This is a genomic window from Tabrizicola sp. (assembly GCF_030373185.1).
In the GTDB taxonomy this organism is placed as follows: domain Bacteria; phylum Pseudomonadota; class Alphaproteobacteria; order Rhodobacterales; family Rhodobacteraceae; genus Tabrizicola.
In genome coordinates this window covers 186,416-210,506 of sequence record NZ_JAUCZH010000001.1, presented here as the reverse complement: position 1 = coordinate 210,506, position 24,091 = coordinate 186,416, and the positions used below count along the sequence as shown (strand labels likewise).

Sequence of the window (24,091 nt, the reverse complement as noted above, 5' to 3'; positions counted from 1 at the left end):
GCCGCCATGCCAGCTTTTGCATGATGAGCCGTTTTCTGACCCCACATGCCGCCGCCCTGCCCAGCACGGTTCCCTTCACCGGACCCGAGACGCTCGAACGCCAAAGTGGCACACCGTTTCGCGCCCGACTTGGCGCGAATGAGTCGCTGTTTGGCCCCTCGCCCAAGGCCATTGCGGCGATGGCCGCGGCTGCCGCCGACGCGTGGATGTATGGCGACCCGGAAAATCACGATCTGAAACAGGCCCTTGCCGCCCATAATGGCGTGACGCCCGCCCATATCGCTGTCGGGCCGGGGATTGACGGGCTGTTGGGTCTGATCTGCCGTTTGACGCTGGAACCCGGCCTTGCCGTCGTGACCAGCCTTGGCGCCTATCCGACCTTCAACTTTCACGTCGCGGGCAATGCCGGAGCGCTGACGCGGGTGCCTTACAAGGCCGATCACGAAGACCCCGAGGCGCTGTTGGCCGCCGCCCGCGCCACCAAGGCGCGGCTTATGTATCTGGCAAACCCGGACAATCCGATGGGCAGCCACCACCCAGCCAAGGTGATCGAGGATCTTGTGGCAAATCTGCCCGACCATACGCTGCTGATTCTGGATGAGGCTTACGCCGACCTGGCCCCGCCCGGCAGCATCCCGAGCATCGCCGCCGACCATCCGCAAGTGATCCGTATGCGCACCTTTTCAAAGGGTTACGGTCTTGCCGGGGCGCGGGTGGGCTATGCGCTGACCAACCCGGACCTGTCGCGGGCCTTTGACAAGATGCGTGACCATTTCGGGATGAGCCGCATTTCTCAGGCGGGGGCCTTGGCGGCGCTGGCAGATCAGGACTGGCTGGCCACGGTGCAAGCCCGCACCCGTGCCGCACGCGACCGGCTTGCCGCAATCGCCCGGGCAAATGGCCTATTGCCACTGCCTTCGGCCACCAATTTCGTGACCATCGACCTTGGCCGTGACGGCGATTTCGCGCGGCGGGTTCTGGCGGAAATGGGCGCGCGGGGGGTGTTCAGCCGCATGCCGGGCGTGGCACCGCTGGACCGCTGCATCCGCATCAGCCTTGGCGACGACCACGCCCTTTATCTGGTTGAGGAAACCCTGCCCATGGCCTTGAAGGCGGCAGGCTGACTGCTTGGCCGCCTACTCTGCCGCAAGGTTCGGCTTGACCGGACCAACCGCCGGGGCAGCCGCTGTCAGCGGGGTCTCAGCCGGGCCAAGCCGGGGGGCCGGAGCCGCAGCCTGGGCCGCAGACGGGTCTTGCAGCAACAGTCGCATCTGGGGGCGTTCGTCAGCCGCTGCGGTCCCGAAGGCCCGGCGGAAAACCAGCACATTCTGGAAGGTCGTCTTGGTACCGGTCAGGCCGGACCGTTCCTCGCAAGGTAGCGCATCGGCGCGGACGTAATCCCAGCCGTCAGCACCCAGTTCGTTCATCAGGGTCGTCAGGGCAAGGGCAAACCGGTCTTCGGTGGTCTTCACGCCCCGCGCCTTTTCGCCCCGTTTCGGGGCCGGAATGACCTTGTATTCAAATCGTTGCATCAGGTCGCTCCCGCACTGGTTGGCACAGTGATAAGGGATTCTGCCCTTAAGTTCAAATCACCAAAGGTTTTTCGGCAAAACCGCGCCCACGCTGCAACAGCCGCAGCACCTTGGCGGGCCTTGGAAAGCCCGCCGCTACAATTTTGGATCAAAGCCCCAGCTTGGCCGCAACCAAGGCGTTGACCGCCGCCGGATTGGCCTTGCCTCCGGTGGCCTTGATCACCTGCCCCACAAACCAGCCCGCAAGTTTGGGGTTCGCCTTGGCCTTTTCCACCTGTTCGGGGTTGGCGGCGATGATGGCATCCACCGCAGCCTCGATTGCGCCGGTGTCTGTAACCTGCTTCATCCCCCGCGCCTCGACGATTGCCGCCGGGTCGCCGCCTTCGGTATAGACAATCTCGAACAAGTCCTTGGCAATCTTGCCGGAAATCGTGCCGGCACCAATCAGGTCGATGATCCCGCCCAGTTGCGCGGCCGAAACCGGGCTTTCGGAGATGTCGTGGCCTTCCTTCTTCAGGCGGCCGAAAAGCTCGTTGATCACCCAGTTCGCGGCCATCTTGCCGTCACGGCCCTTGGCCACCGCGTCGAAATAGCGGCCCGAGTCCAGTTCGGCGGTCAGCACGCTGGCGTCATAGTCAGTCAGGCCATAGTCGGCCATGAAGCGGGCCTTCTTGGCATCGGGCAGTTCCGGCATCTTTGCTGCGATGTCATCAACCCAAGCCTGCTCGATTTCCAGCGGCAGAAGGTCGGGGTCGGGGAAATAGCGGTAGTCATGCGCTTCTTCCTTGGAGCGCATGCTGCGGGTTTCGTTCTTGTCGGGGTCGTAAAGCCGGGTTTCCTGCACCACCTTGCCGCCGTCTTCCAGAATGGCGATCTGGCGGCGGGCCTCATAATCAATGGCCAACTGGATGAACCGCATGGAGTTCATGTTCTTGATCTCGCAGCGGGTTCCCAGATGGGAAAAGTCCTGCGTGGCCTGATATTTCTCATACTGACCGGGTTTGCACACCGACACGTTCACATCCGCGCGCAGGTTGCCATTCTGCATGTTGCCATCGCAGGTGCCAAGGTAGCGCAGGATCTGGCGCAGCTTCATCACATAGGCCGCAGCCTCTTCGGGGCCGCGCAGATCGGGGCGGCTGACGATTTCCATCAGGGCGACGCCAGTGCGGTTGAAATCGACAAAGGACAGGTTCGGGTCCATGTCATGGATCGACTTGCCCGCGTCCTGTTCCAGATGGATCCGCTCGATCCGCACCAGCCGCGCCACACCCGGCCCCATATCCACGATCACCTCGCCCTCACCCACGATGGGGTGATAAAGCTGGCTGATCTGATAGCCCTGCGGCAGATCGGGGTAGAAATAATTCTTCCGGTCAAAGGCTGACACCAGATTGATCTCTGCCTTCAGGCCCAGCCCGGTGCGGACCGCCTGTTCGACACAGAATTCATTGATCACCGGCAGCATCCCCGGCATCGCGGCATCGACGAAGGCGACGTTGGAATTCGGTTCCGCCCCGAACTGTGTCGATGCGCCCGAAAAGAGCTTGGCGTTCGAGGATACCTGGGCATGGATTTCCATCCCGATGACCAGTTCCCAATCGGCCTTGGCGCCCGCGATCACCTTGGGCGTCGGCGCGGTAGTGGCGAGGTCGAGCATCATGCCTCCGAAGCTTTCCTGCGCTCAGGTCTTAGGCCGGGTCCGGTCGGCGGGCAAGGGGGCAGTGGGCTTGAAGGGGCTGGCAGGTCAGCCGCGCGGCACACGGGTGCCAAGGCCTTCGCCCTTTGGAATGATCCGCGCGCCGCGCTTCAGCGCCGGGCCGAAGATCTCTCCCAAGGCAAAGGCCAGACTGTCTGCGCCATGCGCCCAGCTTTCCAGATGCACTTCATGCAGCCGGTTCCAAAGCACATCCGACAAGGCGGCGCGGGCCTTGGTCACCTGGTAGGCCGATGTGGGGCCAGCCTTCTTGTAGTCGCGCACCATCTCGGACAACACGCTGGCGGCGATATTGGCGCGGTGCTGGCATCCGGTGGCGTTCTGGTAGTCGGTCAGGGCTTGCAGGAACAAGAGCAGGTCAAGTGAGGGCAGCATGTCACCCAGCCGGTCACGCGCGGTCAGGTGAAAGATGGCATAGGCTGCCTTGCCAGTCAGATGCTCGGTTATCGAGGCGGCGCGGCGGGCCTCTTTCTCGAAGATGGCCAGCGACCCGAACCAGTCCGGCAACATGTGAACGGCATGGGTGGCGTGGACAGTGGCGTCTTCAGGGTCAATGTCGCACCAATCCTCGAACCAGTCCCGGCAAAGGGCGGCACCATCTTCAATCCCCCGGACCAGCAAGTAGCGCGTCCCGGCCAGAAGCGGCGACATTTCCTCGATCGGGTCAAACAGGTCCAGCAGCTCTTCTGCCGCGTCGAAATGCGCGGCGCTTTCCGCAAGCAGGTCGCGCGACAACTGGCCGCGTGTCGCCACTTCGCGCTTGCAGCAGCCAATGTCGATATGCGCCTGGGCCAGAAGATGTGCCGCAGCATAGACATCGGGATACAACTCGAAGACGGCCTCGAGGCGGACAAGCTCGGCTCCGGCCGCCGCCATATCCTTGCGGGTGATGGCGTCGCACAAGCCGGCACGGATGCCTTCGCTGATCAGCGGCGCGACACGCTGGCCGCCCGAGGCCATGGTCCGATCCTGATCGGCAAAGGCGAGCGCGTCCAGCAGATCAGCCCATTCGCCGGCCTCGGCCATGGCCGCATGATCGCTGCGGATACATTGCCATTCGATCACTTCCGCGCCCTGCTGCGACACTGGTACATCCAGCCGCGCCAGCACCTGCTGCGCCGTCATGCCATCCAGATTGAAGCCTTCGGTCACGCCGACCGCGCGCAAATGGACGGCAGGTTCTTGCCGATTGCGGCTGCTGCGGGTTTTCACATGCAGAAGTGACGGGCTAATGAGCATCGACTCGTTCCTGTGGCAGAGACGTTCCGCCTTTCTTGAAGCGTGGTCAAAGATCAGGGCGGAAAGATGGAAATGCGGTGGATTTCAAGTGACCTTCGACTGTGCTTGCGCGCATTTTCCCTAATGGTGGTCGCGGTTTCGCTGTCAGCTTGCGTTCAGGGGCAGCCGTCCGACCAGATGTCGTTCGTGGCCCCGCCAATGCGCTGGGATCACCATCCCGAAGCGGAGGAGTGGACCGAATCGACCCTTGTTGCCCTGTCGACCAAGGACGCGCTCTTGTCCGAAATGGTGCCGGCCGACATCGACACCTGGTGTCCTGCTTACCCCGAAGCGCCGATCGAAGCCCGCCGCGCCTTCTGGGCTGGCCTGCTTTCGACGGTTGCCAAGTATGAAAGCACCTGGAACCCCAAGGCATCGGGCGGCGGTGGGCGCTGGATCGGACTGATGCAGATTTCACCCCGCACAGCGGCAAACTACGGTTGCGAGGCAACCTCGGTCGGCGCGCTGAAGGATGGCGAGGCCAACCTTGAATGCGCGGTAGAGATCATGTCGGAACAGGTAGCCAGGGACCAGATGGTCGCCGGTGGCGGCAAGCAGGGCATCGGACGCGACTGGGCGCCGTTGCGCAGTTCCGAAAAGCGGGCCGAAATGGCATCGTGGACGCGCGAACAGCCCTATTGCAGGGCAGGCTGACGCCGAACGACCGGTTGCTGCCGAGGTCTCCGCCTACCCGGCTGCAATCATCCTTTCCACCATCTCCCGCAGGTCACCGCTAAGACCGGGCGCGGCCCTTATGCGCTCCAGCTCTGCCTTGGCGTGGCGACGCCGGATCGCATCATAGCGCGGCCAGGTCTCAAAGGCGGAAGACACCCGGGCGGCGGTCTGCGGGTTCAGCGGGTCCAGCCGGACAAGCCAGTCTGCAACCAGCCGGTAGCCCGCGCCGGACCGATGGTGAAAGCCCGCATGATTGGCCGCAAGCGCCCCGATGACTGACCGGAAACGGTTTGGGTTCTTCCAGTCGAAATCCGGGCGGGCGGTCAGAATGGCGGCCAGCAAGGCCGCCTCGGCAGGTTCGGCATGAGCAATCTGCAAGGCATACCATTTGTCCATCACGTTGCGGTCACTGCCCCATCTTTCGGCGAAGGCCGAAATCTGGGCCGCGCCCTGCCGCACTTCCAACAAGGCTGACAGCGCGCCAATCTCCTCGGTCATGCTTTTTGCTCTGGCATAGGCGCTTGCCGCCAGCGTGCCTCCATCGCGGCGGGTCAGGAGTGCAAGCGCGCCAAGCCGCAGCGCCCGCCTGCCCGCCTGAACCGCATCGGGCGAGAACGCAGCACCGTCATCAAGGCTGTCATAAAGCCGCTGCAAGCCTTCGCCCAAGCGGACGGCAAGGGCGCCCGCCATTTCGCGGCGCGCGGCGTGGATCCGGGCCGGGTCCGGCACCCGACCTGCGGCATGGATGGTCTGGGCCATGTCATCTTCGGCCGGAAGTCGCAGGCAAAGCGCCCGGAACGCCGGGTCAAGGCTTTCGTCGAACACCACCGCCGCCACGCCATCGAGCCAGTCGGCGCTGACCTCTGCCCCCTTGGTGACCATCGCGGCCATCACATCCTTGGCCAGCGCGCGGCCGGCTTCCCAGCGGTTGAACGGGTCGGTGTCATGGGCCAGCAGGAACGCCCGTTCTGCGGCCGAAACCTTGCGGTCCAGCACGACAGGTGCAGAAAACCCCCGCAGGATCGAAGGGATGGGCCGTGCTGCCAGCCCTTCAAAACGGAAGCTCTGCACCGCCCGCGTCATCTCCAGCATGAGGGTTGGCACCACCTCGTCGCCGTTGGGGTTCAGGAGGCCCACGTTGATCGGAACGACCTTTGGCCGCTTCTCCGGCTGGCCCGGGGTAGGCTGGTTTTCTTGCGTGAAGGTAAGGGTATAGACCCCGTCGGCCCAATCCTCTGTCACCTTCAGATGCGGGGTTCCGGCCTCGGAATACCATAGCTTGAACTGCGAAAGATCGCGGCCCGTGGCATCTTCGAACACCTTCAGCCAGTCTTCGATCGTGGCAGCGTCGCCATCGTGACGGTCGAAATACAGGTCCAGCGCGCGGCGGTAGCCTGCATCGCCCACCAGCGTTTTCAGCATTCCGATGACCTCGGCGCCCTTTTCATAGATCGTGGCGGTGTAGAAATTGTTGATCTCGACAAAGCTTTCCGGCCGCACCGGGTGGGCCAGTGGCCCGGCATCCTCACGAAACTGGCGCGCGCGGAGCGCCACGACGTCCTCGATCCGGCGGACAGCGGATGACCGCATGTCGCCGGAAAACTGGTGGTCGCGAAAGACGGTCAGCCCTTCCTTGAGGCATAACTGGAACCAGTCGCGACAGGTGATCCGGTTGCCGGTCCAGTTGTGGAAATACTCATGCGCGATGATCGCCTCGATCCGGGCATAGTCGTCATCTGTCGCGGTTTCCGGGCTGGCAAGGACGTAACGGGAGTTGAAGATGTTCAGACCCTTGTTCTCCATCGCGCCCATGTTGAAATCATCGACCGCGACGATGTTGAACACGTCCAGATCGTATTCGCGGCCATAAACCTCTTCTTCCCATTTCATTGAACGGAGCAGACTGTCCATCGCATAGGCGCAGCGGTTTTCATCGCCCGGGCGCACCCAGATGTTCAGCGCCACCTTGCGGCCAGAGAAGGTCTTGAACTTCCCCGACCGCGCCCGCAGATCACCTGCGACCAGTGCAAACAGGTAGGCGGGCTTGGGCCATGGATCATCCCATTCCGCCCAACCCCTGCCCCGTCCCGTGCGGTTTCCGTTGGACAAAAGCACCGGCAGATCCCCTTCGATGCGCACCTTGAAGCGGGCCATCACATCGGGGCGGTCGGGGTAATAGGTGATCTTGCGAAAACCCTCTGCCTCGCATTGGGTGCAATACATGCCGTTCGACATGTAAAGCCCCTCCAGCGCGGTATTCCCCTCAGGCGCGATCTCGACTTCGGTCTCCAGCGTGAAGGGACCGGCGGGCAGGTCTTTGGCGGCAATGGTCAGGCTGCGAGCGTCGATCCTGGGCGTGACGGGCTGGCCGTCCAGGAGGCATGAGATCAGCTTCAGCCCTTCCCCGTTCAGCCGCAGCACATGGCGACCGGGGCGCGCGGGGTTGGGGCGAAAGGCCAGCCGGGCGATGACGCGTGTGGCAGAAGGCGCCAGCCGGAACGTCAGATCCACCCCGTCGATCAGATGCGTATAGGGCTGGTAATCGGCCAGATGGACAGACTTCTGCGCTTCGGACATGCAATGCTCCCTTTCGCGACAAGCTAGGGGTTGGGGCGGCAGGCGCAAGAGAGAGATCGCGGCAACCGCCTTTTGCGGCTTTACGAATCCGGTGGTTGGTCTATCTCTTTGTTCCATGAATGTTCTTGTCTGGCTCAAGCGCGATCTGCGCGTGAACGACCATCCTGCGCTAACCCTGGCCGCGGAGTTGGGGCCGGTGCTGCCGGTCCATATCGTCGAGCCCGAGCTTTGGGCCGGCCCCGATGCCTCGGCCCGACAATGGGAGTTTGTGGCCGAAAGCCTGGAAGACCTGCGCGGCCAGCTTGCCGCACTGGGCGCGCCTTTGGTGGTGCGGGTGGGCGAAGCGGTGGCGGTGCTGGACAGGCTTTGCCGCCAGCACCATATAGCCCGGATCATCAGCCATGAGGAAACGGGGAACCTTGCAACCTATGCCCGCGACAGGCGCGTCGCCGCATGGGCGCGCGGGGCGGGGCTGGACTGGACGGAACTTCCGCAGACTGGCGTGGTGCGCAGGCTTGCCAGCCGGGACGGCTGGGCCGGTCTGCGGGATGGTTTCATGGCTGGTGCGGCCCTGCCACCCCCGGCCTTGCACGCGATTGCGGGGGCAGAGCCGGGTCTGATCCCCTCGGCACGGGCGTTGAAACTGGCGGCAGACCCCTGCCCGCACCGGCAATCAGGGGGCCGCGCGCAGGGGACAAAGCTTTTGGAAACCTTCCTGACCCGTCGTGGCGAACCCTACCGCGCCGCGATGTCATCGCCCCTGACGGGTGAGCGCGCCTGTTCGCGCCTGTCACCGCATATGGCGCATGGCACGCTATCCTTGCGTGAAGTAGTGCAGGCCACCGCCACCCGACAGGCCGAGCGACCCGGCGGGCGCTGGGGTGGGGCGTTGACCAGCTTTCAATCCCGCCTCGCATGGCGCGATCACTTCATCCAGAAGCTTGAAGACCAACCCTCGATCGAATTGCGTGCCTTGCATCCTGGGGCCGAAGCCCTGCGCCCAAGGGAAAGCGACGCCAGCCGCCTTGCCGCATGGGCGGCGGGCGAAACGGGCCTGCCCTTCCTTGACGCCTGCATGCGCTATCTGCGCGCGACCGGCTGGCTGAATTTCAGGATGCGGGCGATGGTCACCTCGGTCGCGTCCTATCACCTCTGGCTGGACTGGCGCGCGTCAGGCCAGCACCTTGCCCGGCTGTTCACCGATTATGAACCCGGCATCCACTGGCCGCAGGTGCAGATGCAATCGGGGACCACGGGGATCAACATCCCCCGGATCTACAACCCGGTGAAACAGGGGCAGGATCAGGATCCGACCGGTGCCTTCACCCGGCGCTGGCTGCCGGAACTGGCCCCGGTGCCGGATGCCTTTCTGCAAGAGCCTTGGAAATGGCCCGAAGCACGCCACCTTCTTGGCCGGCGCTACCCTGAACCGGTCGTCGATGTGGCAAGCGCCGCCCGCGCCGCGCGTGATGTGGTCTGGCAGGCGCGCAAGACCGCAGGCTTTGCCGAAACCGCAGCCGCAATCGTGACCCGCCACGCCAGCCGCGCGGACCCCCGCTTTGTCAATGACCGCAGCCCGCGCCGCAAACCCGCCTCGGCCCAACTGAGCTTTGATCTGTAATGCCACGCGGCGTGAAGAAATCCGACCTGCCGGAAAAGACCTGCATCACCTGCGGGCGACCATTCCTCTGGCGCAAGAAGTGGGAAAAGGTCTGGGACGAGGTGAAATACTGTTCCGACCGCTGCCGCACCGAAGCAAAGGGCGCCGCAATCGCGGCGAAGAAACCGTAGCCCCAAGGCAGGGCTTGCGGCCACCCGCTCCGGTGGTTCAGTCGGCCCCCACAAACCGCGCCAGCTTGCCCAGGGTCTGCAACCCAAGCTCGACCGCGCCGAAGCCTTTGGCGGTCTGATATTCCTCCGGGGTCGCGAAAACCATGGCCAGCGTGACTTTCGTCACCCCGCCTTCGTCCACGAAATCAGCCGAGGCATCCGCGTGTTTCGGGCCGTCTTCGCCCCAGTGCAGGGTGTATTCGATCCGGCTTTGCGGCGTGACGACGGTATAGCGGTGATGGTTGGGAAAGACGGTGCCATCGGGTGCGATCATGTCAAAGACCCACTCCCCGCCCTGCCGCAGATCGATGGGCGTCGTGCGACAGGAAAATCCGTCCGGCCCCCACCATTTCGGCAAGGTTTCGGGGTTCATCCATGCCCCCCAGACCACGGCAACCGGCGCCTTGATCAGCCGGGTCAGCACCATGGTGCGGTCAGCGTTCGCGGTCATTTCAACCCCTGCGCATAGGCCTCAAGCTGGGTCGCGACCGTCCCCCAACCGTCAAAGAAGCCCATGTCCTTATGCGTTCTGGCGCTCTCGGCGTTTCGGTGACGGGCCACGGCGGTATAGCGGGTGCGGCCGTCGCCGAGGTCTTCAAAGGTCACGATGGCGGTCATGAAGGGGTCGGGCGCGGGCTTCCAGCCTTCGGTATAGGTATCTGTGAAGACAAGTTTTTCATTCGGGATCACCTCAAGATAGACCCCGTTGTTTTCCATCACGTTGCCATCGACATCAAAGGTTGTGTTGCAGGCACCACCGGGTCGGACATCCAGATGACAGGCGGTCACCTTGTGTGGCTTTGGCACGAACCAGTGAACCAGATGTTCAGGCCGGGTCCAGCACTGCCAAAGCACCTCACGCGGGGCGTTCAGATCTCGCGTCAACACAAGATCGAGAGTGGGGTCCAGTTCCATCACTTGGGTTCCTTCATCAGGGTCATCACATAGTCATCCAGCCGGTCGAGCCGCGCTTCCCAAAGCGCGCGCTGTTCGTCCAGCCAGTCTCGCATCGGGGCCAAAGCCTCTGGCACAATGGCGCAGGACCGGACACGCCCGTCCTTCTGGGTGGCGACCAGCCCCGCCCCTTCCAGCACCGAAAGGTGGCGCATCACGGTGGGCAGGCGCAGGCCCGTCGGCCCGGCAAGTTCCGAGACCGGCGCAGGCCCTTGGGCAAGCCGGGTCAGCATCATCCGCCGCGTCGGATCAGACAGCGCATGAAACAGCAGCGAAAGGTCGGGGTTTTGTTTAGCCATATCGCTAAGTATCACGATGCGGGGCTGAATTCAATCAGACAGTTAGTCAATTCACTAACTTTATCTTTCAACGTGGTGCAGCAAGTGCTTTCCGCATTTCCCCCCTAATGACCGGGCGACTGCCCTTGCCCCCAAAGCCTGCCGGGCGGTATTGTGTGCAACGGTATGCAAGGAGTGGATGCAATGGCTGCGCGCGTGATGAAATCCGGGCTGGCGGTGGACGAACGGCTGGCGGCCTTTGTCGAAGGTCAGGCGCTTGTCGGCACCGGCATTGCGGTGGATCGCTTCTGGTCCGGCTTTGCCCAAGGTGTCGCCACCCTGAACCCCAAGATCACCGCAGCCCTTGGCCAGCGTGCCGCGCTTCAGGCCCGGATCGACGCATGGCACATCGCCCGGCGCGGCCAACCCCACGATGCCGCCGCCTATCGTGCCATGCTGGAAGACATCGGCTATCTGGAACCCGAAGGGCCGGATTTCCAGATCGACACCACAGGCGTGGACCCCGAAATCTCCACCATCCCCGGCCCGCAACTTGTGGTGCCGGTGATGAACGCCCGCTACGCGCTGAACGCGGCCAATGCGCGCTGGGGCAGCCTTTATGACGCGCTTTACGGCACGGATGCTCTGGGCGACCTGCCCAAGGGCAAGGCCTATGACCCGGACCGCGGTGCGCGGGTCATTGCGTGGGGTCGGGCATTTCTGGACGAGGCGGTGCCGCTGGCCAATGGCTCGCACAGCGATGCGGTGGCTTACCGTGTTGAAAACGGTGTGCTTTCCCCTGCCCTGCGCGACCCTTCCCAGTTTGCGGGCTACCGGGGCAGCGCCTCCGCGCCAAGTGCGGTCATCCTGCGAAACCACGGGCTTCACATCGTGTTGCGCATGGACCCCGGCCACCGGATCGGCGCACAGGACAAGGCGGGGCTGGCCGATATCCGGCTGGAATCGGCGCTTTCGGCGATCATGGACTGCGAAGACAGCGTCGCGGCGGTGGATGCCGAAGACAAGGTTCTGGCCTATGCCAACTGGCTGGGCCTGATGCGCGGCGATCTGGAGGAGTTGGTAGAGAAAGATGGCCGCACCCTGACCCGCCGCCTTGCCCCGGATTTCGACTTCACCACGCCGGATGGCGGGGATTCCAGCCTGAAGGGCCGCGCGCTGATGCTGGTGCGCAATGTGGGCCATCTGATGACCACGCCCGCGGTTCTGGACGCTGCGGGGCAAGAGATTTCCGAAGGCTTGATGGATGCCTTCGTGACCACGCTTTGCGCGCTGCATGATCTGGCCAAGACCGAAGGCCCGCGCAACTCGCTGCATGGGTCGGTCTATGTGGTGAAGCCAAAGATGCACGGCCCCGCCGAGGTGGCGCTGGCGTCGGAGATTTTCGACGCGGTGGAAGCGACACTCGGGCTGCCGGCGAACACGGTCAAGCTGGGGATCATGGACGAGGAACGGCGGACCTCGGCCAACCTCAAGGCCTGCATCCGGGCCGCAAAGTCGCGGGTGGCCTTCATCAACACCGGTTTTCTGGACCGCACCGGGGATGAAATCCACACCGCGATGGAAGCCGGGCCAATGGTCCGCAAGGGCGAGATGAAGGCGCAAGCCTGGATCAAGGCCTATGAGGACCGCAATGTCGATATCGGCCTCGCCTGCGGTCTGAAAGGCCGGGCGCAGATCGGCAAGGGCATGTGGGCGATGCCCGACCTCATGGCGGCGATGCTGGCCCAGAAGGGCGCACATCCCGAGGCCGGGGCCAGCTGCGCCTGGGTGCCGTCACCAACGGCCGCCACGCTGCATGCCACGCATTACCACAAGACCGACGTGCCGGCGGTGCAGGACCGTATCGCCAAGGGCGGCCCGCGGGCGACGCTTGACCAGTTGCTGACGCTGCCGCTGGCGACCGGGGTGAACTGGTCCGAGGCGGAAATCACGGAGGAAGTTGAAAACAACGCCCAAGGCATCCTTGGCTACGTGGTGCGCTGGGTGGATCAGGGGATCGGCTGTTCCAAGGTGCCGGACATCCACGATGTCGGGCTGATGGAAGACCGGGCGACCTGCCGGATCTCGGCGCAGGCGCTGGCGAACTGGCTGCATCACGGGGTGGTCAGCGAGGCGCAGGTCATTGCGGCCCTGCGCAAGATGGCGGCGGTGGTGGACCGGCAGAATGCGGGCGATCCGGCCTACCGGGCGATGGCCCCGCGCTTTGACGGGGCGGCGTTCCGTGCGGCCTCGGATCTGGTCTTCAAGGGCCGGGTCCAGCCTTCGGGCTATACCGAGCCCATGCTGCACGCCTGGCGGGCAGTGGCCAAGCGCGGCTGATCTGATGCGCGCGTGCCGCGCAGGCCTCTTGTCTCGCCTCTGGCGCGCAAGGGGCGCGCCAACCGGCTCGAGCTGATGGGGGCATCCTGCCCCCAAACCCCCGGGGAGTATTTCCCAAGGAGCAACTGGTCTTGCTCTTTTTCCAAATACTCCGGGAAGTGCGAGGGGCTGGCCCCTCGCCCTTTGGTGCCGGACGCGCCCATCGCCTTCTGCGCGCCCCTCAGCCGATGTCGAGCGCAATCGCGTGGATGCGCTGGTTCAGGTCACCCAGAGCCTGATGCACGGCACGATGGCGAGCCACACGCGTCATGTCGGACAAGGCAGCGGCGCGGATCACGATGCGGAAATGGCTGGCCCCCGATCCGTCATCCCCCGAATGCCCAGCATGCTTGTGGCTTTCGTTGATGATCTCCAGCCGCTCGGGCGCAAAGGCCGCCTGCAACCGGGTCTCGATATCATCCTTGACGGTCATTTCAATCCTACCCCCTTCAACCCGGCCGAGAAACGTCTAAACTCGTGGCCCCGAGTCGGAAAGGCCCGTTCATGACCAACCGCCCGCCCTTTGAGTTTGACCTGCGCGTCTCTGCCGACAAGAAACGCAAGAAAACGGGCCGCCGCGGCATGTCCGGCGCCTTCGAGACTTCGGACCGGGGCTGCGATTACCCGGGATGTCAGGAAAAGGGCGCCTACCGTGCGCCGAAGTCCCCGGACCTGCTCGATGAGTTCTTCTGGTTCTGCAAGGATCACATCCGGGAATACAATCTGAAATGGAACTTCTTTCAGGGGACCACCGATGAGGAGTTCCAGAAGTTTCTGGACAAGGACCGGGTGTGGGAGCGGGAAACCAAGCCGTTCTCGCGGATTGGCGATGGCAACGCCTGGGCGCGGCTGGGGGTGAATGACCCGATGTCGCTTCTGGGCGAAAAGGCGACACAGAACCCCGGCCGGTCGGCCTTTGCCACCACGGCGACGCGCAAGTTGCCGCCGACCGAAAGGAAGGCGATCGAGATACTCGATGCTCGCGACACCTGGACCAAGACCGAGATTCGCAAGCAATACAAAAGCCTCGTCAAGGATCTGCACCCCGACATGAATGCTGGCGACCGCAGCGACGAGGAGCGTCTGCAAGAGGTGGTCTGGGCCTGGGACCAGTTGAAGGACAGCCGGTATTTCCGCGAATAACCCTCAGGCCGGAACGAACCGCAGCGCGGCCCCATTCATGCAGTAGCGCAGGCCTGTCGGCTTTGGTCCGTCGGTGAAGACATGGCCGAAATGGCCGCCACAGCGGCGGCAATGAACCTCGGTTCTTGCGCCGAACAGCCCGCCGTCTTCCCGGGTGCGGATGGCATCGGGCAGGGGTTGCCAGAACGATGGCCAGCCGGTGCCGCTGTCATATTTGGTATCCGACGCAAACGCGGCCAGATCACATCCGACACAATGATAGACACCGGGGCGCTTTTCGTCGTTGAGGCGGCTGGTCCCGGCGCGTTCGGTAGCCTCTTCGCGCAAGACCCTGTATTCCAGATCCGACAGCTTTTTTCGCCATTCGGCGTCGGTCAGCGTAACCTCGAAAGTTTCTGCCCCGGCCATTGGGGCGGCAAGGCCTGCTGCCGTGGCAAGAAGAAAAAATCTGCGCTGCATGGGTGTCTCCGATGTGCTCTACTGTCAGATATGCCCGGACATACGGCCGGGCTTAGCGGAAAGTTGCCAGATCACGAAAATGCGAAGCGTCGTGACCGCTGCCCTTCCCCTTGAACCCCCCCGCGATATGTTCCAAACAAAGCCAAGCCGCGCATCGGGCGCGGCGGCGATGGATTGGACGACGGCATGCTGGATCAGGTGATGAAACCGACCGAAGAGATCTCGGTTCGTGATGTTTTCGGGATCGACACCGACATGCGTGTAAAGGGTTTCGCCGAGCGCACCGACCGGGTGCCGGACATCGACCCGACCTACAAGTTCGATCCTGACACGACCTTGGCGATCCTTGCAGGCTTTGCCTATAACCGCCGGGTGATGATCCAGGGCTATCACGGCACTGGCAAATCCACCCATATCGAACAGGTGGCGGCCCGGCTGAACTGGCCCTGCGTGCGGGTGAACCTTGACAGTCACATCAGCCGGATCGACCTGATCGGCAAGGATGCGATCAAGCTGCGCGACGGCAAGCAGGTGACCGAGTTCCACGAGGGCATCCTGCCCTGGGCGTTGCGCAACCCGGTGGCCATCGTGTTCGACGAATATGACGCGGGCCGCGCAGACGTGATGTTCGTGATCCAGCGCGTGCTTGAACATGACGGCAAACTGACGCTGCTGGACCAGAACGAGATCATCACCCCGCATCCGAGCTTCCGGCTGTTTGCGACGGCCAACACGGTCGGCCTTGGCGATACCACGGGTCTTTACCATGGCACCCAGCAGATCAACCAGGCGCAGATGGACCGCTGGTCCCTTGTCGCGACTCTGAACTACCTGTCGCATGACGCCGAGACCGCAATCGTCCTCGCCAAGTCGCCGCACTACAACACCGAGAAGGGCCGCAAGACGATTTCCCAGATGGTGACGGTCGCCGACCTGACGCGGACCGCCTTCATGAACGGCGATCTCTCCACGGTGATGAGCCCCCGGACAGTGCTTAACTGGGCCGCCAACGCCGAGATCTTCCGCAACGTGGGCTATGCCTTCCGTCTGACATTCCTGAACAAATGCGACGAACTGGAACGGCAGACCGTCGCTGAATTCTACCAGCGCTGCTTCGCCGAGGAACTTCCGGAATCCGCCGCCAGCATGGCGATGAAGTAACAATCGGCCACAAGGCTGCCGAAGCCGTCCCTCGGGACGGCTTCTTGATTCGTGCCAGGGCGCAAAGTTTTCATTTCGCCTTGAAAAAGTGCGGATTTGGGTGCGCAATGCTCAAATGGTGCGCGCCTTGGGAAAATCTCTGGCAGCTTTCATCCTTGGGTCATACCTGACCGGACCCGGGGCTGCCGACCCGCTTGCGCGCGAATTTGCGCTTTGCGCGGGCCGCTATTCGGCACTGGTGGAGCATCAGTGGCTGGTGGATGGCCTGGCCTCGGAGGCAACGGCACTGACCCGGGATGCCTTCGTCCAGATGATCGAGGCGGTCAGCCCGCCCGACCTTGCGCGCAAGGCGCTGCACTGGCGGATCGAGGCCAAGGTGGCGCAGGCGGCGCTTTTGTCGCGCGCCTGGACTGCCGGTGACGCGGTCGCGGCGGAAAGGTCGGCGCAGCTTCTGCAAGCCTGCGCCGACCTGATCGGTCAATCCTAGCTGGCGGCCTTGGCGGCGCCGGTCACGGTGGCGCGGGCGGCCATTGTTGCCTTGGCCCACCAGATGACATCATCCAGCATCGCCTTTGCCGAGGGCTCGATCGATCCCGCGATGTCGGCAAGATTGCCCGAGCCGCCAAAACCGGGGTGGACCTTGAAGAAGTCGCTGCCGCCGATGCGGACGACGTTCCGGGTCGGGACCATCTGAAGCTCGACACCAATGTTCTGCAAGTGGCCAAGCGCGTTCGCGCCCCCCATCGACCCATAGGCAATCGCGCCCATCGGCTTCTTTGCCCATTCCACATAGGCCTGATCAAGAGCGTTCTTCAGCGCCCCGGTGATCGAACGGTTGTATTCGGCGACAACGAAGATGTAGCCGTCGAACTCGCCGATCTTCTTTTGCCACGCCACGGCAGCGGCGTTCTGCGACGGAGCCCAGGCGTTCGAGGCGACCTCGTCGAAGAAGGGCAGCGGATGGTCGCGCAGGTCGACGATCTCGACCTTCATGTCGCCGCGAGCTTCGGCCTGGGCCTTGATCCAGGCGGTCGGCAAGTCGGCAAAGCGCGTCGGACGGGTCGAGGAAACGATGAGCGCGATCTTGGGCTTCATGGCCATGCGGGGGCTCCTTTCGGGAGGTTGACGATTGCTGCCCCCCTTATCTGGCCATCCGGGTCGCCGCGCCAATTCCGCACCCCCGCGCCGACCATGTGCAAGGGCGCACGGCAAGGCTGTCAATCCGGGAACGGCGAACGGTCCTTGCTCTCGAACAGGCGTAGTGCTTTGTTCCGGGGATGAATCGGCTTCGGATTTTCGCGAGCCTGCGCCTTGGCGCGGCGCTTCTGGCGCTCTGGCTGCCTTTGGCCGCCAGTGCCGAGCCGAACCACCCTGCCCTGCGCAGCCTGCTGCCCCTGCTGGAAGTGTTCGGCGCCGGGCGGGAAATCCCGTCCTATGACGTGGCGGGCCTGCGCTGCGCGGGCTTGCGGCTGGCGCAAGCGGATTGGGCGACGCAGACCCCCGACATCGCCGGGCCGTCCGCGGCCGAGATGGCCGAGGCCGACCTGATGCTGGAAGCCAGCGAACAGCAACGCCTGAACGAGGGGATGGACCTGGCCCGCGCCCATGTCAGCATCGAGCGTGACGCACGGCGCATCTGGCGGCTTTATGGCCGCCGCTTTGCCGGGAACGTCCGCAAAGGCGGCCACCCATGGGCCGAGGACCGGCTGGTCACGGGCGACATGGGCTTTTGCGAACGGTTGGGCCGGCGCGGCTGATCCGCGTTTCGACCCTTGTCGCGGGGGGACGCTGATGCTCTATTCCCGGGCATGAGCAAGCCCAGCGACAACCCCGCAGATCCGTTCAAGAAGGCCCTCGCCGAGGCCACCCGCACCATGGCGGATGACCCGGAGATGACCGTGACCTATTCGGTCGATCCCGCAGGCATGAACGCCGAAGGCGTGCGCCTGCCGCAGGTCAGCCGCCGGATGACGCGGGATGAAGTGCTGCTGGCCCGTGGCACGGCCGATGCCTTCGCGCTGCGGCGAAAATATCACGACGATGGCGTCGCCGCGCGCTATGCGCCAACCGGCGCACTGGCCCGCGAGATCTATGAGGCGATGGAAACCGCCCGCTGCGAGGCGGTGGGCGCGCGGGCCATGCCTGGCACGGCGGGCAACATCGACGCCAAGATCGCGCACGAGGCCGACCGCAAGGGCTATGGCCAGATCACCCAGGCCTCGGACGCGCCCTTGGCAGTAGCGGCGGGCTATCTGGTGCGGCAACTGGCCACGGGACGCGATCTGCCGAAGTCAGCGGCCCATGTGGTGGACCTTTGGAAGGGCGTCATCGACGAACAGGCCGGTGGCACCCTGGAAAACCTTGACCATGTGCTTGCCGATCAGGCTGCCTTTGCACGGCTGGCGCGCAAGGTGATTTCCGACCTTGGCTATGGCGACCAGCTGGGCGACGACCCCGATGCACCCGAAGATGACGCGGGCGACGATCAGGCCGAAGAAGATCAGGACGCCCCCGACACCAACGGCGAGGAGCAGGACGAGGGCGAGGATTCCGAAGCCTCCCCGGAACGGTCCCAGGAAGAGCAGCAAGACCAGTCCCAGGCGCAAGTCACGATGGAAGACAGCGCCGACATGGAACAGGGCGACGAGGCGGAGTTGCCCGAAGGCGAGGCCCCTCTGGAACCACCGCCACCCGCGCCCTACTCGGACGCTGACCCGAACTATACCGTATACACCACTGATTTCGATGAGGAAATCAAGGCTGAAGACCTGGCGGAACCCGCTGAACTTGAACGCCTGCGAGCCTATCTGGACCAGCAGCTTGAACCCCTGAAGGGGGCCGTTTCGCGGCTGGCAAACAAGCTTCAACGCAGGCTTCAGGCCCAGCAGAATCGGTCCTGGCTGTTCGATCTGGAGGAAGGCACGCTGGACGCAGGCCGTCTTGCCCGCGTGGTGGCAAACCCTACGACGCCCTTGTCCTTCAAGCAGGAAAAGGACACCGAATTCCGTGACACCGTGGTCACGCTCTTGCTCGACAACTCCGGCTCCATGCGCGGTCGGCCGATTTCCATTGCCGCGATCTGTGCCGATGTGCTGGCCCGGACGCTGGAACGCTGCTCGGTCAAGGTGGAGATTCTGGGCTTCACCACCCGGGCCTGGAAAGGCGGGCAAAGCCGCGAACGCTGGTTGGCGCAAGGACGGCCGCAGATTCCGGGGCGGCTGAACGATCTGCGCCACATCATCTACAAATCCGCCGATGCGCCGTGGCGGCGGGTGCGGCCGAACCTTGGGCTGATGATGAAAGAGGGCCTTCTGAAGGAGAACATCGATGGCGAGGCGCTGGAATGGGCGCACCGCCGCGCGATGGCCCGGCCCGAGGCACGCAAGATCATGATGGTAATTTCCGACGGCGCCCCGGTCGATGATTCGACCCTGTCGGTCAACCCGGCGAACTATCTGGAAAAGCACCTGCGCGATGTGATCGCGATGGTCGAACGGCGTCGCGCGGTGGAACTGATCGCCATCGGCATCGGCCATGACGTGACGCGCTATTACCAGCGTGCGGTGACGATCACCGATGTGGAACAACTGGCAGGCGCGATGACCGAACAACTTGCCGCGCTGTTCGAGGTCGACCCGAAGAAACGCGCCCGGGCGCTGGGAATGCGGCGGACGGGGTAAGGGGGGCCGTCTGCCCCCCTCGCCGCTGCGCGCCTCACCCGCCGAGGATATTTGGGCAGAGAGAGGAAGACCTAGGTGTTTCAAGGATTTGAAAGCCATTCTTCGCCTGAACAGGGGCCGCCCCGGCTGGCGGCGTTGCGGGCGCGGCTGGCCGAGATCGGGCTGGACGGGTTCTTCGTGCCGCGCGCCGATGTGCATCAGGGTGAATATGTCGCGGCGCGGGATGAAAGGCTGCAATGGCTGACCGGGTTCACCGGGTCGGCAGGCTTCTGCATCGTGCTTCCCGATGTGGCGGGGGTCTTCATCGACGGACGCTACCGGACGCAAGTGAAGGCGCAAGTGGACCTGGGCGCCTTCACCCCGGTGCCGTGGCCCGAGGTGAAACCCGGCGACTGGTTGCGCAAGTCCATACCGGCTGGCCGGGTCGGGTTTGACCCGTGGCTGCACACCGCGGAAGAGGTGGAAAAACTTCAGGTTTCACTTGAACAAAGCCAGATAACACTATGCCCTGTATTTACAAACCCGCTTGACGATATCTGGCCGGATCAGCCGACCGCACCCTTGGGCCGTGCCTTCGCGCATCCTGATGCCTTGGCCGGAGAAACCGCCGCCGCCAAGCGTGCGCGACTGGCCGAAGGGTTGCGCGCGGCAGGGCAACGGGCGGCGGTGCTGACCTTGCCCGATTCCATCTGCTGGCTTTTGAACATCCGGGGGGCGGATGTGCCGAAGAACCCGGTGCTGCAAGCCTTTGCGATCTTGCATGACGATGGGCGTGTAGAGCTTTTTGCCGAGGCGGCCAAGTTCGATGCCGGTCTTCTGGCGGCACTCGGGCCTGAGGTCGCGCTTCTGCCCCCGGCCCGTTTCGAGGCCGGATTGTGTGGGCTTGCAGGGCTGGTGCGGGTGGACCGCGGGTCAGCTCCTCTATGGGTGTCCGACATTCTCACGGCAGCGGAGATAGAGATCGCGTGGGGCGACGACCCCTGCCGGTTGCCAAAGGCGCGCAAGAATGCCGCCGAAATTGCCGCAACGCGCGAGGCGCACCTGCGAGATGGTGCCGCGATGGCCGAGTTTCTGTGCTGGCTTGACCGCGAGGCGCCTCAGGGGCGGCTGACCGAAATTGCGGTGGTCCAGGCGCTTGAAGGCTTCCGCCGCGCAACCAATGCTCTGCATGACATCAGCTTTGACACCATCTGTGGCGCAGGTCCGAACGGGGCCATCATCCATTACCGGGTGACGGAAGCCACCAACCGCCCGATCCGGGGCGGTGACCTCCTGCTGGTCGATTCAGGCGGCCAATATCCTGACGGCACCACCGACATCACCCGCACGCTGGCGATCGGCGATCCTGGAGATGAGGCGCGGGCCTGCTATACAAGGGTGTTGCAAGGCATGATCGCCATCAGCCGGGTGCGGTTTCCCAAGGGTCTGGCGGGGCGCGACATCGACGCGTTGGCGCGCTATCCCCTTTGGCTGGCAGGGCAGGACTATGACCACGGAACTGGCCACGGCGTCGGCGCTTTTCTAAGCGTGCATGAGGGGCCGCAGCGGATCAGCCGTCTGTCGGAGGTGCCGCTTGAGGTTGGGATGATCCTGTCGAACGAGCCGGGCTACTACCGTGAAGGAGCCTTCGGCATCCGGCTGGAAAATCTGATCGTGGTGGAACCGGCACCGCCTTTGGGGGACAACCGGCTGCAACTGGCGTTCGAGACGCTGACCTTCGCCCCTTTCGACCGCCGGCTAATTCTGGTCGACGCACTGTCGCCCGGCGAGCGGGATTGGCTGAACGCGTATCATGCCGCTGTGCTGGAAAAACTTGGCAACCGCGTTTCGACTGCTACCCTTGACTGGCTTAGCGCATCCTGTGAACCGATCTGAGGACCAGATGGCCGACCACATCACGATCAGCCCCGCCAGTACCGCTGTCACCATCCGTGCCGGGCAGATCGACCTTGGCACCACGCGCGCTGCGCTGGAACTGCGTGAGGGCAGCTATCCGCCGGTGCTTTACATCCCGCGCGCCGATATCGACATGTCACGGCTGGAAAAAGCCGCGCGCAGCACGACCTGCCCGTGGAAGGGCAAGGCCAGCTATTATTCGATCCGGTCAGAGGCGGGCCTTTTGGAAAACGCGGTCTGGTCCTACGAGGAGCCACTGGAGGCCGTTGCCGGAATTGCCGGCCATCTGGCGTTCTATCCCGACAAGATCACGCTGACGCGGCAGTAGCCGTATCGCGGATGCGTTCGACCATGGCGCGCAGGCCGTTTGACCGCTGCGCGCTGAGATGATCATTCAGGCCAAGTCGGCCCAGCTCGGCCACGGCATCAACCTGGGCAACCTCGGCCACCGGCAGGCCGGCATAAAGCGCGTGCAGAACCGCAATCAGCCCACGCACGATCATTGCGTCGCTGTCGCCCTGAAAATCAAACCGGCCACCCGCGATCACCGGGCGAAGCCAGACCTGACTTGCGCAGCCCTGTACCTTGAGCGCAGGCACCTTGAAGCTGTCGTCCAGCGCCGGCATCGCCTTGCCAAGATCGATCACATGCCGATAGCGGTCCTCCCAATCGTCAAGAAATTCGAAGGTTTCGGCGAGTTCTTCAAAGGCTTCGGTGGCCATGGTCCATTCCCCTGCTGCCACTTGAGGTAAGCCGCGCCCCACCAAAGGTCCAGCCCTGCATGAGTGCTTTTCAAACGCGGCCCCATCGGCTACCCAAGGGACAGTTGTTCAGGAAAGCCGCCATGTCTGTTGTTCGCCCCTTGCTGATTGCCGTTCTCTGCACCGCCCTTTCCGGCTGCGGCGGGATGCGGGAAAGCAGGTTGAACCCGTTCAACTGGTTCAAGAAGTCCGAACCGCGCGAAACCATCGTGCTGCCTTCGGAACAAACCGACCCGCGTCCCTTGGTCGAAGCGGTTCTGACAATGTCGGTGGAACCGATGCCGGGTGGGGCGATCGTGCGTGCCACCGGCCTGACCCCGACGCAGGGCTGGTGGTCGGCCGAACTGGTGGCGCTTCCCCTGAATGAAAATGGCGTGCTGGTCTACGAATTCCGGCTGCTGCCGCCGATCACCAAGACCGATGTGAACACCCCCCGCTCCCGCGAGGTCGAGGTGGCGATCTACATTTCCGACTTCAAGCTGGACGGCGTGCGCGAAATTGTCGTGCAAGGTTCAGGCAACGCCCGCGTCTCCCGGCGATAGGGCCAAGCGGGGCCGGGCAAGGCCCGCCGGGTCTAAAGCTGCACCACGCGCACTTCGTTGCCCTTGGCCGACAGGGCAATCTCGCCCCTGCACAGCCGGATGGCGTCATCGCCAAAGGCTTCGCGCCGCCAGCCGCCAAGGGCTGCAACCTCACGCTCACCTGCGGCGATCAGATCCAGATCGGCGCTGGAGGCGATCAGGCGCGGGGCCACGCCAAGACTTTCCGACTTGGCCTTCAACAGCACGCGCAACAGATCAGCCAGCGCCGGGTTGACCTGCAACTGTTCGCGCTGCACGTCGATCCTGGGCATGTCTTCGGGGCGCATCTCCAGCCCTTCCTTGACCGCTGCCAGAATGCCGTCGGCAATCTCGGGCTTGCGGCCTTCGCGCAGCAAAAGGCGCGACCGGCCCAGTTCTTCGGCCGTGGTCGGGCGGGTGGAGGCAAGCTCCAGCAGGGCGTCGTCCTTCATCACCCGGCTGCGCGGCACGTTTTGCGCCTGCGCGTAAGCCTCGCGGAACCGGGCCAGCGCCTTGACCACCGCCAGAAACCGGCCCGATGTTGTGCGCGTCTTGATCCGCATCCATGCCTCATCGGGCCGGACGGTATAGGTTTCGGGTTCGGTCAGGATCGCCAGTTCCTCGGCCACCCAATCCGCGCGGCCGTTCTTTTTCAGCTGTGCTGCAAGCCATTCATAAATCACCCGCAGATGGGTCACATCGGCCAGCGCATAATCCTTCTGCGCCTCCGAAAGCGGGCGACGCGACCAGTCGGTAAAGCGGCTGGTCTTGTCAAGGTTGGCTTTCGCGATCTTCTTGACCAGCGTTTCATAGCCGACCTGTTCGCCAAAGCCGCAGACCATCGCGGCGATCTGGGTGTCAAACAGGGGCTTGGGAAAGCTGTTGCCTTCGACAAAGAAGATTTCCAGATCCTGCCGCGCGGCGTGAAAGACCTTCACCGTCGCCTCGTGGCGAAAGAGATCATACAGCGGTTCCAGCGACATTTCCGACCCCTCGATCGGGTCCACCAGCACCGCGTCGCCATCCGCCCCCGGCAGCGCCATCTGGATCAGGCAGAGCTTTGACCAATAGGTCCGCTCGCGCAGGAATTCGGTGTCGATGGTGACGTAAGGCTGGCCCTTGGCGGCCTCGCAGAAGGCAGCGAGGTCTTCTGTGGTGGTAATCGTGCGCATGGCCGTCCTTTCGCGGGTGCGGGGTCATCCCGCCGGGGT

25 protein-coding genes are annotated in these 24,091 nt (G+C 63.8%); 13 read left to right on the top strand and 12 right to left on the bottom strand.

Features of this window, described 5'->3' with window-relative positions; all coding sequences use genetic code 11:
* Positions 1-23 precede the first annotated feature (23 nt).
* On the top strand, positions 24-1,124 hold the full coding sequence (locus QUV21_RS01040) for a pyridoxal phosphate-dependent aminotransferase (protein ID WP_300853450.1): 1,101 nt from the start codon (positions 24-26) through the stop codon (positions 1,122-1,124).
* A 12-nt stretch (positions 1,125-1,136) separates the two neighbouring features.
* On the opposite strand, the gene QUV21_RS01035 is transcribed toward QUV21_RS01040, so the two are convergent.
* The 3 genes from QUV21_RS01035 to QUV21_RS01025 all read right to left on the bottom strand — a co-directional run bounded on the left by QUV21_RS01035 (position 1,137) and on the right by QUV21_RS01025 (position 4,488).
* Complete coding sequence (locus QUV21_RS01035; protein WP_300852537.1) at positions 1,137-1,532, bottom strand: DUF4177 domain-containing protein; 396 nt, start codon at positions 1,530-1,532, stop codon at positions 1,137-1,139.
* Between the two features lie 148 nt (positions 1,533-1,680).
* Complete coding sequence (gatB, locus tag QUV21_RS01030; protein WP_300853449.1) at positions 1,681-3,192, bottom strand: Asp-tRNA(Asn)/Glu-tRNA(Gln) amidotransferase subunit GatB; 1,512 nt, start codon at positions 3,190-3,192, stop codon at positions 1,681-1,683.
* Positions 3,193-3,279: 87 nt separating this feature from the next.
* On the bottom strand, positions 3,280-4,488 hold the full coding sequence (locus QUV21_RS01025; RefSeq protein WP_300852535.1) for a hypothetical protein: 1,209 nt from the start codon (positions 4,486-4,488) through the stop codon (positions 3,280-3,282).
* Between the two features lie 177 nt (positions 4,489-4,665).
* Between QUV21_RS01025 and QUV21_RS01020 the strand changes: the two genes are divergently transcribed.
* Positions 4,666-5,181 (top strand): transglycosylase SLT domain-containing protein, encoded by a 516-nt coding sequence (locus QUV21_RS01020; RefSeq protein WP_366907329.1) that lies wholly within the window; start codon positions 4,666-4,668, stop codon positions 5,179-5,181.
* Positions 5,182-5,214: 33 nt separating this feature from the next.
* Here QUV21_RS01020 and pepN read toward each other — a convergent pair whose 3' ends face one another.
* Positions 5,215-7,779 carry an aminopeptidase N gene (gene pepN, locus QUV21_RS01015; RefSeq protein ID WP_300852533.1) on the bottom strand — a complete coding sequence of 855 codons (2,565 nt, stop codon included), beginning with the start codon at positions 7,777-7,779 and terminating at the stop codon, positions 5,215-5,217.
* A 115-nt stretch (positions 7,780-7,894) separates the two neighbouring features.
* Between pepN and QUV21_RS01010 the strand changes: the two genes are divergently transcribed.
* Positions 7,895-9,400, top strand: coding sequence for an FAD-binding domain-containing protein (locus tag QUV21_RS01010; protein WP_300852531.1), 1,506 nt, complete (start codon positions 7,895-7,897; stop codon positions 9,398-9,400).
* Positions 9,400-9,570: a DUF2256 domain-containing protein gene (locus tag QUV21_RS01005; RefSeq protein ID WP_300852529.1), complete on the top strand. Its 171-nt coding sequence runs from the start codon at positions 9,400-9,402 to the stop codon at positions 9,568-9,570. Before QUV21_RS01010 ends, QUV21_RS01005 begins: the two co-directional genes overlap by 1 nt.
* A gap of 37 nt (positions 9,571-9,607) precedes the next feature.
* On the opposite strand, the gene QUV21_RS01000 is transcribed toward QUV21_RS01005, so the two are convergent.
* The 3 genes from QUV21_RS01000 to QUV21_RS00990 are packed head-to-tail and all read right to left on the bottom strand — an operon-like array spanning position 9,608 to position 10,862.
* A complete protein-coding gene (locus tag QUV21_RS01000; RefSeq protein WP_300852527.1) occupies positions 9,608-10,060 on the bottom strand; it encodes an SRPBCC domain-containing protein in 453 nt (150 codons plus the stop codon).
* A complete protein-coding gene (locus QUV21_RS00995) occupies positions 10,057-10,524 on the bottom strand; it encodes an SRPBCC family protein (RefSeq protein ID WP_300852525.1) in 468 nt (155 codons plus the stop codon). Before QUV21_RS00995 ends, QUV21_RS01000 begins: the two co-directional genes overlap by 4 nt.
* Positions 10,524-10,862: a metalloregulator ArsR/SmtB family transcription factor gene (locus QUV21_RS00990; RefSeq protein ID WP_300852523.1), complete on the bottom strand. Its 339-nt coding sequence runs from the start codon at positions 10,860-10,862 to the stop codon at positions 10,524-10,526. The genes QUV21_RS00995 and QUV21_RS00990 overlap by 1 nt, the downstream gene beginning before the upstream one ends.
* 183 nt (positions 10,863-11,045) lie before the next feature.
* Between QUV21_RS00990 and QUV21_RS00985 the strand changes: the two genes are divergently transcribed.
* Positions 11,046-13,181, top strand: coding sequence for a malate synthase G (locus tag QUV21_RS00985; protein ID WP_300852522.1), 2,136 nt, complete (start codon positions 11,046-11,048; stop codon positions 13,179-13,181).
* Positions 13,182-13,401: 220 nt separating this feature from the next.
* Here the strand turns inward: QUV21_RS00985 and QUV21_RS00980 are convergent, their stop codons facing one another.
* On the bottom strand, positions 13,402-13,653 hold the full coding sequence (locus QUV21_RS00980; RefSeq protein WP_300852520.1) for a BolA family protein: 252 nt from the start codon (positions 13,651-13,653) through the stop codon (positions 13,402-13,404).
* A 71-nt stretch (positions 13,654-13,724) separates the two neighbouring features.
* Here QUV21_RS00980 and QUV21_RS00975 point away from each other — a divergent pair, with 71 nt between their 5' ends.
* The gene (locus QUV21_RS00975; protein WP_300852518.1) at positions 13,725-14,363 is read left to right on the top strand and encodes a DnaJ domain-containing protein; all 639 of its coding nucleotides are present in this window, start codon (positions 13,725-13,727) and stop codon (positions 14,361-14,363) included.
* A 3-nt stretch (positions 14,364-14,366) separates the two neighbouring features.
* Here QUV21_RS00975 and msrB read toward each other — a convergent pair whose 3' ends face one another.
* Positions 14,367-14,822 carry a peptide-methionine (R)-S-oxide reductase MsrB gene (gene msrB, locus QUV21_RS00970; RefSeq protein WP_300852516.1) on the bottom strand — a complete coding sequence of 152 codons (456 nt, stop codon included), beginning with the start codon at positions 14,820-14,822 and terminating at the stop codon, positions 14,367-14,369.
* A 174-nt stretch (positions 14,823-14,996) separates the two neighbouring features.
* Between msrB and cobS the strand changes: the two genes are divergently transcribed.
* Together cobS and QUV21_RS00960 are read left to right on the top strand one after the other, a co-directional pair.
* A complete protein-coding gene (gene cobS / locus QUV21_RS00965) occupies positions 14,997-15,983 on the top strand; it encodes a cobaltochelatase subunit CobS (RefSeq protein ID WP_300852515.1) in 987 nt (328 codons plus the stop codon).
* A 100-nt stretch (positions 15,984-16,083) separates the two neighbouring features.
* Entirely contained in the window at positions 16,084-16,470 is a 387-nt protein-coding gene (locus QUV21_RS00960) for a hypothetical protein (protein WP_300852513.1), read from the top strand.
* On the opposite strand, the gene QUV21_RS00955 is transcribed toward QUV21_RS00960, so the two are convergent.
* A complete protein-coding gene (locus tag QUV21_RS00955; RefSeq protein ID WP_300852512.1) occupies positions 16,467-17,084 on the bottom strand; it encodes an NADPH-dependent FMN reductase in 618 nt (205 codons plus the stop codon). The two genes, QUV21_RS00960 and QUV21_RS00955, sit on opposite strands and share 4 nt — an antisense overlap.
* A 176-nt stretch (positions 17,085-17,260) precedes the next feature.
* Here QUV21_RS00955 and QUV21_RS00950 point away from each other — a divergent pair, with 176 nt between their 5' ends.
* From QUV21_RS00950 to QUV21_RS00935, 4 genes are all read left to right on the top strand, one after another.
* Positions 17,261-17,740 (top strand): hypothetical protein, encoded by a 480-nt coding sequence (locus QUV21_RS00950; protein ID WP_300852510.1) that lies wholly within the window; start codon positions 17,261-17,263, stop codon positions 17,738-17,740.
* 51 nt (positions 17,741-17,791) lie between these two features.
* Positions 17,792-19,663, top strand: coding sequence for a cobaltochelatase subunit CobT (cobT, locus tag QUV21_RS00945; protein ID WP_300852508.1), 1,872 nt, complete (start codon positions 17,792-17,794; stop codon positions 19,661-19,663).
* A gap of 75 nt (positions 19,664-19,738) precedes the next feature.
* Positions 19,739-21,538 carry an aminopeptidase P family protein gene (locus QUV21_RS00940; protein ID WP_300852507.1) on the top strand — a complete coding sequence of 600 codons (1,800 nt, stop codon included), beginning with the start codon at positions 19,739-19,741 and terminating at the stop codon, positions 21,536-21,538.
* 7 nt (positions 21,539-21,545) lie between these two features.
* Positions 21,546-21,887: a DUF427 domain-containing protein gene (locus QUV21_RS00935; protein ID WP_300852505.1), complete on the top strand. Its 342-nt coding sequence runs from the start codon at positions 21,546-21,548 to the stop codon at positions 21,885-21,887.
* On the opposite strand, the gene QUV21_RS00930 is transcribed toward QUV21_RS00935, so the two are convergent.
* Positions 21,868-22,281 (bottom strand): SufE family protein, encoded by a 414-nt coding sequence (locus QUV21_RS00930; protein ID WP_300852504.1) that lies wholly within the window; start codon positions 22,279-22,281, stop codon positions 21,868-21,870. The two genes, QUV21_RS00935 and QUV21_RS00930, sit on opposite strands and share 20 nt — an antisense overlap.
* A 122-nt stretch (positions 22,282-22,403) precedes the next feature.
* On the opposite strand from QUV21_RS00930, the gene QUV21_RS00925 reads away from it, so the two are divergent.
* Positions 22,404-22,862: a hypothetical protein gene (locus tag QUV21_RS00925; protein WP_300852502.1), complete on the top strand. Its 459-nt coding sequence runs from the start codon at positions 22,404-22,406 to the stop codon at positions 22,860-22,862.
* A 32-nt stretch (positions 22,863-22,894) separates the two neighbouring features.
* Here the strand turns inward: QUV21_RS00925 and rnd are convergent, their stop codons facing one another.
* Positions 22,895-24,052: a ribonuclease D gene (gene rnd, locus QUV21_RS00920; protein ID WP_300852500.1), complete on the bottom strand. Its 1,158-nt coding sequence runs from the start codon at positions 24,050-24,052 to the stop codon at positions 22,895-22,897.
* Between the last annotated feature and the right edge of the window lie 39 nt (positions 24,053-24,091).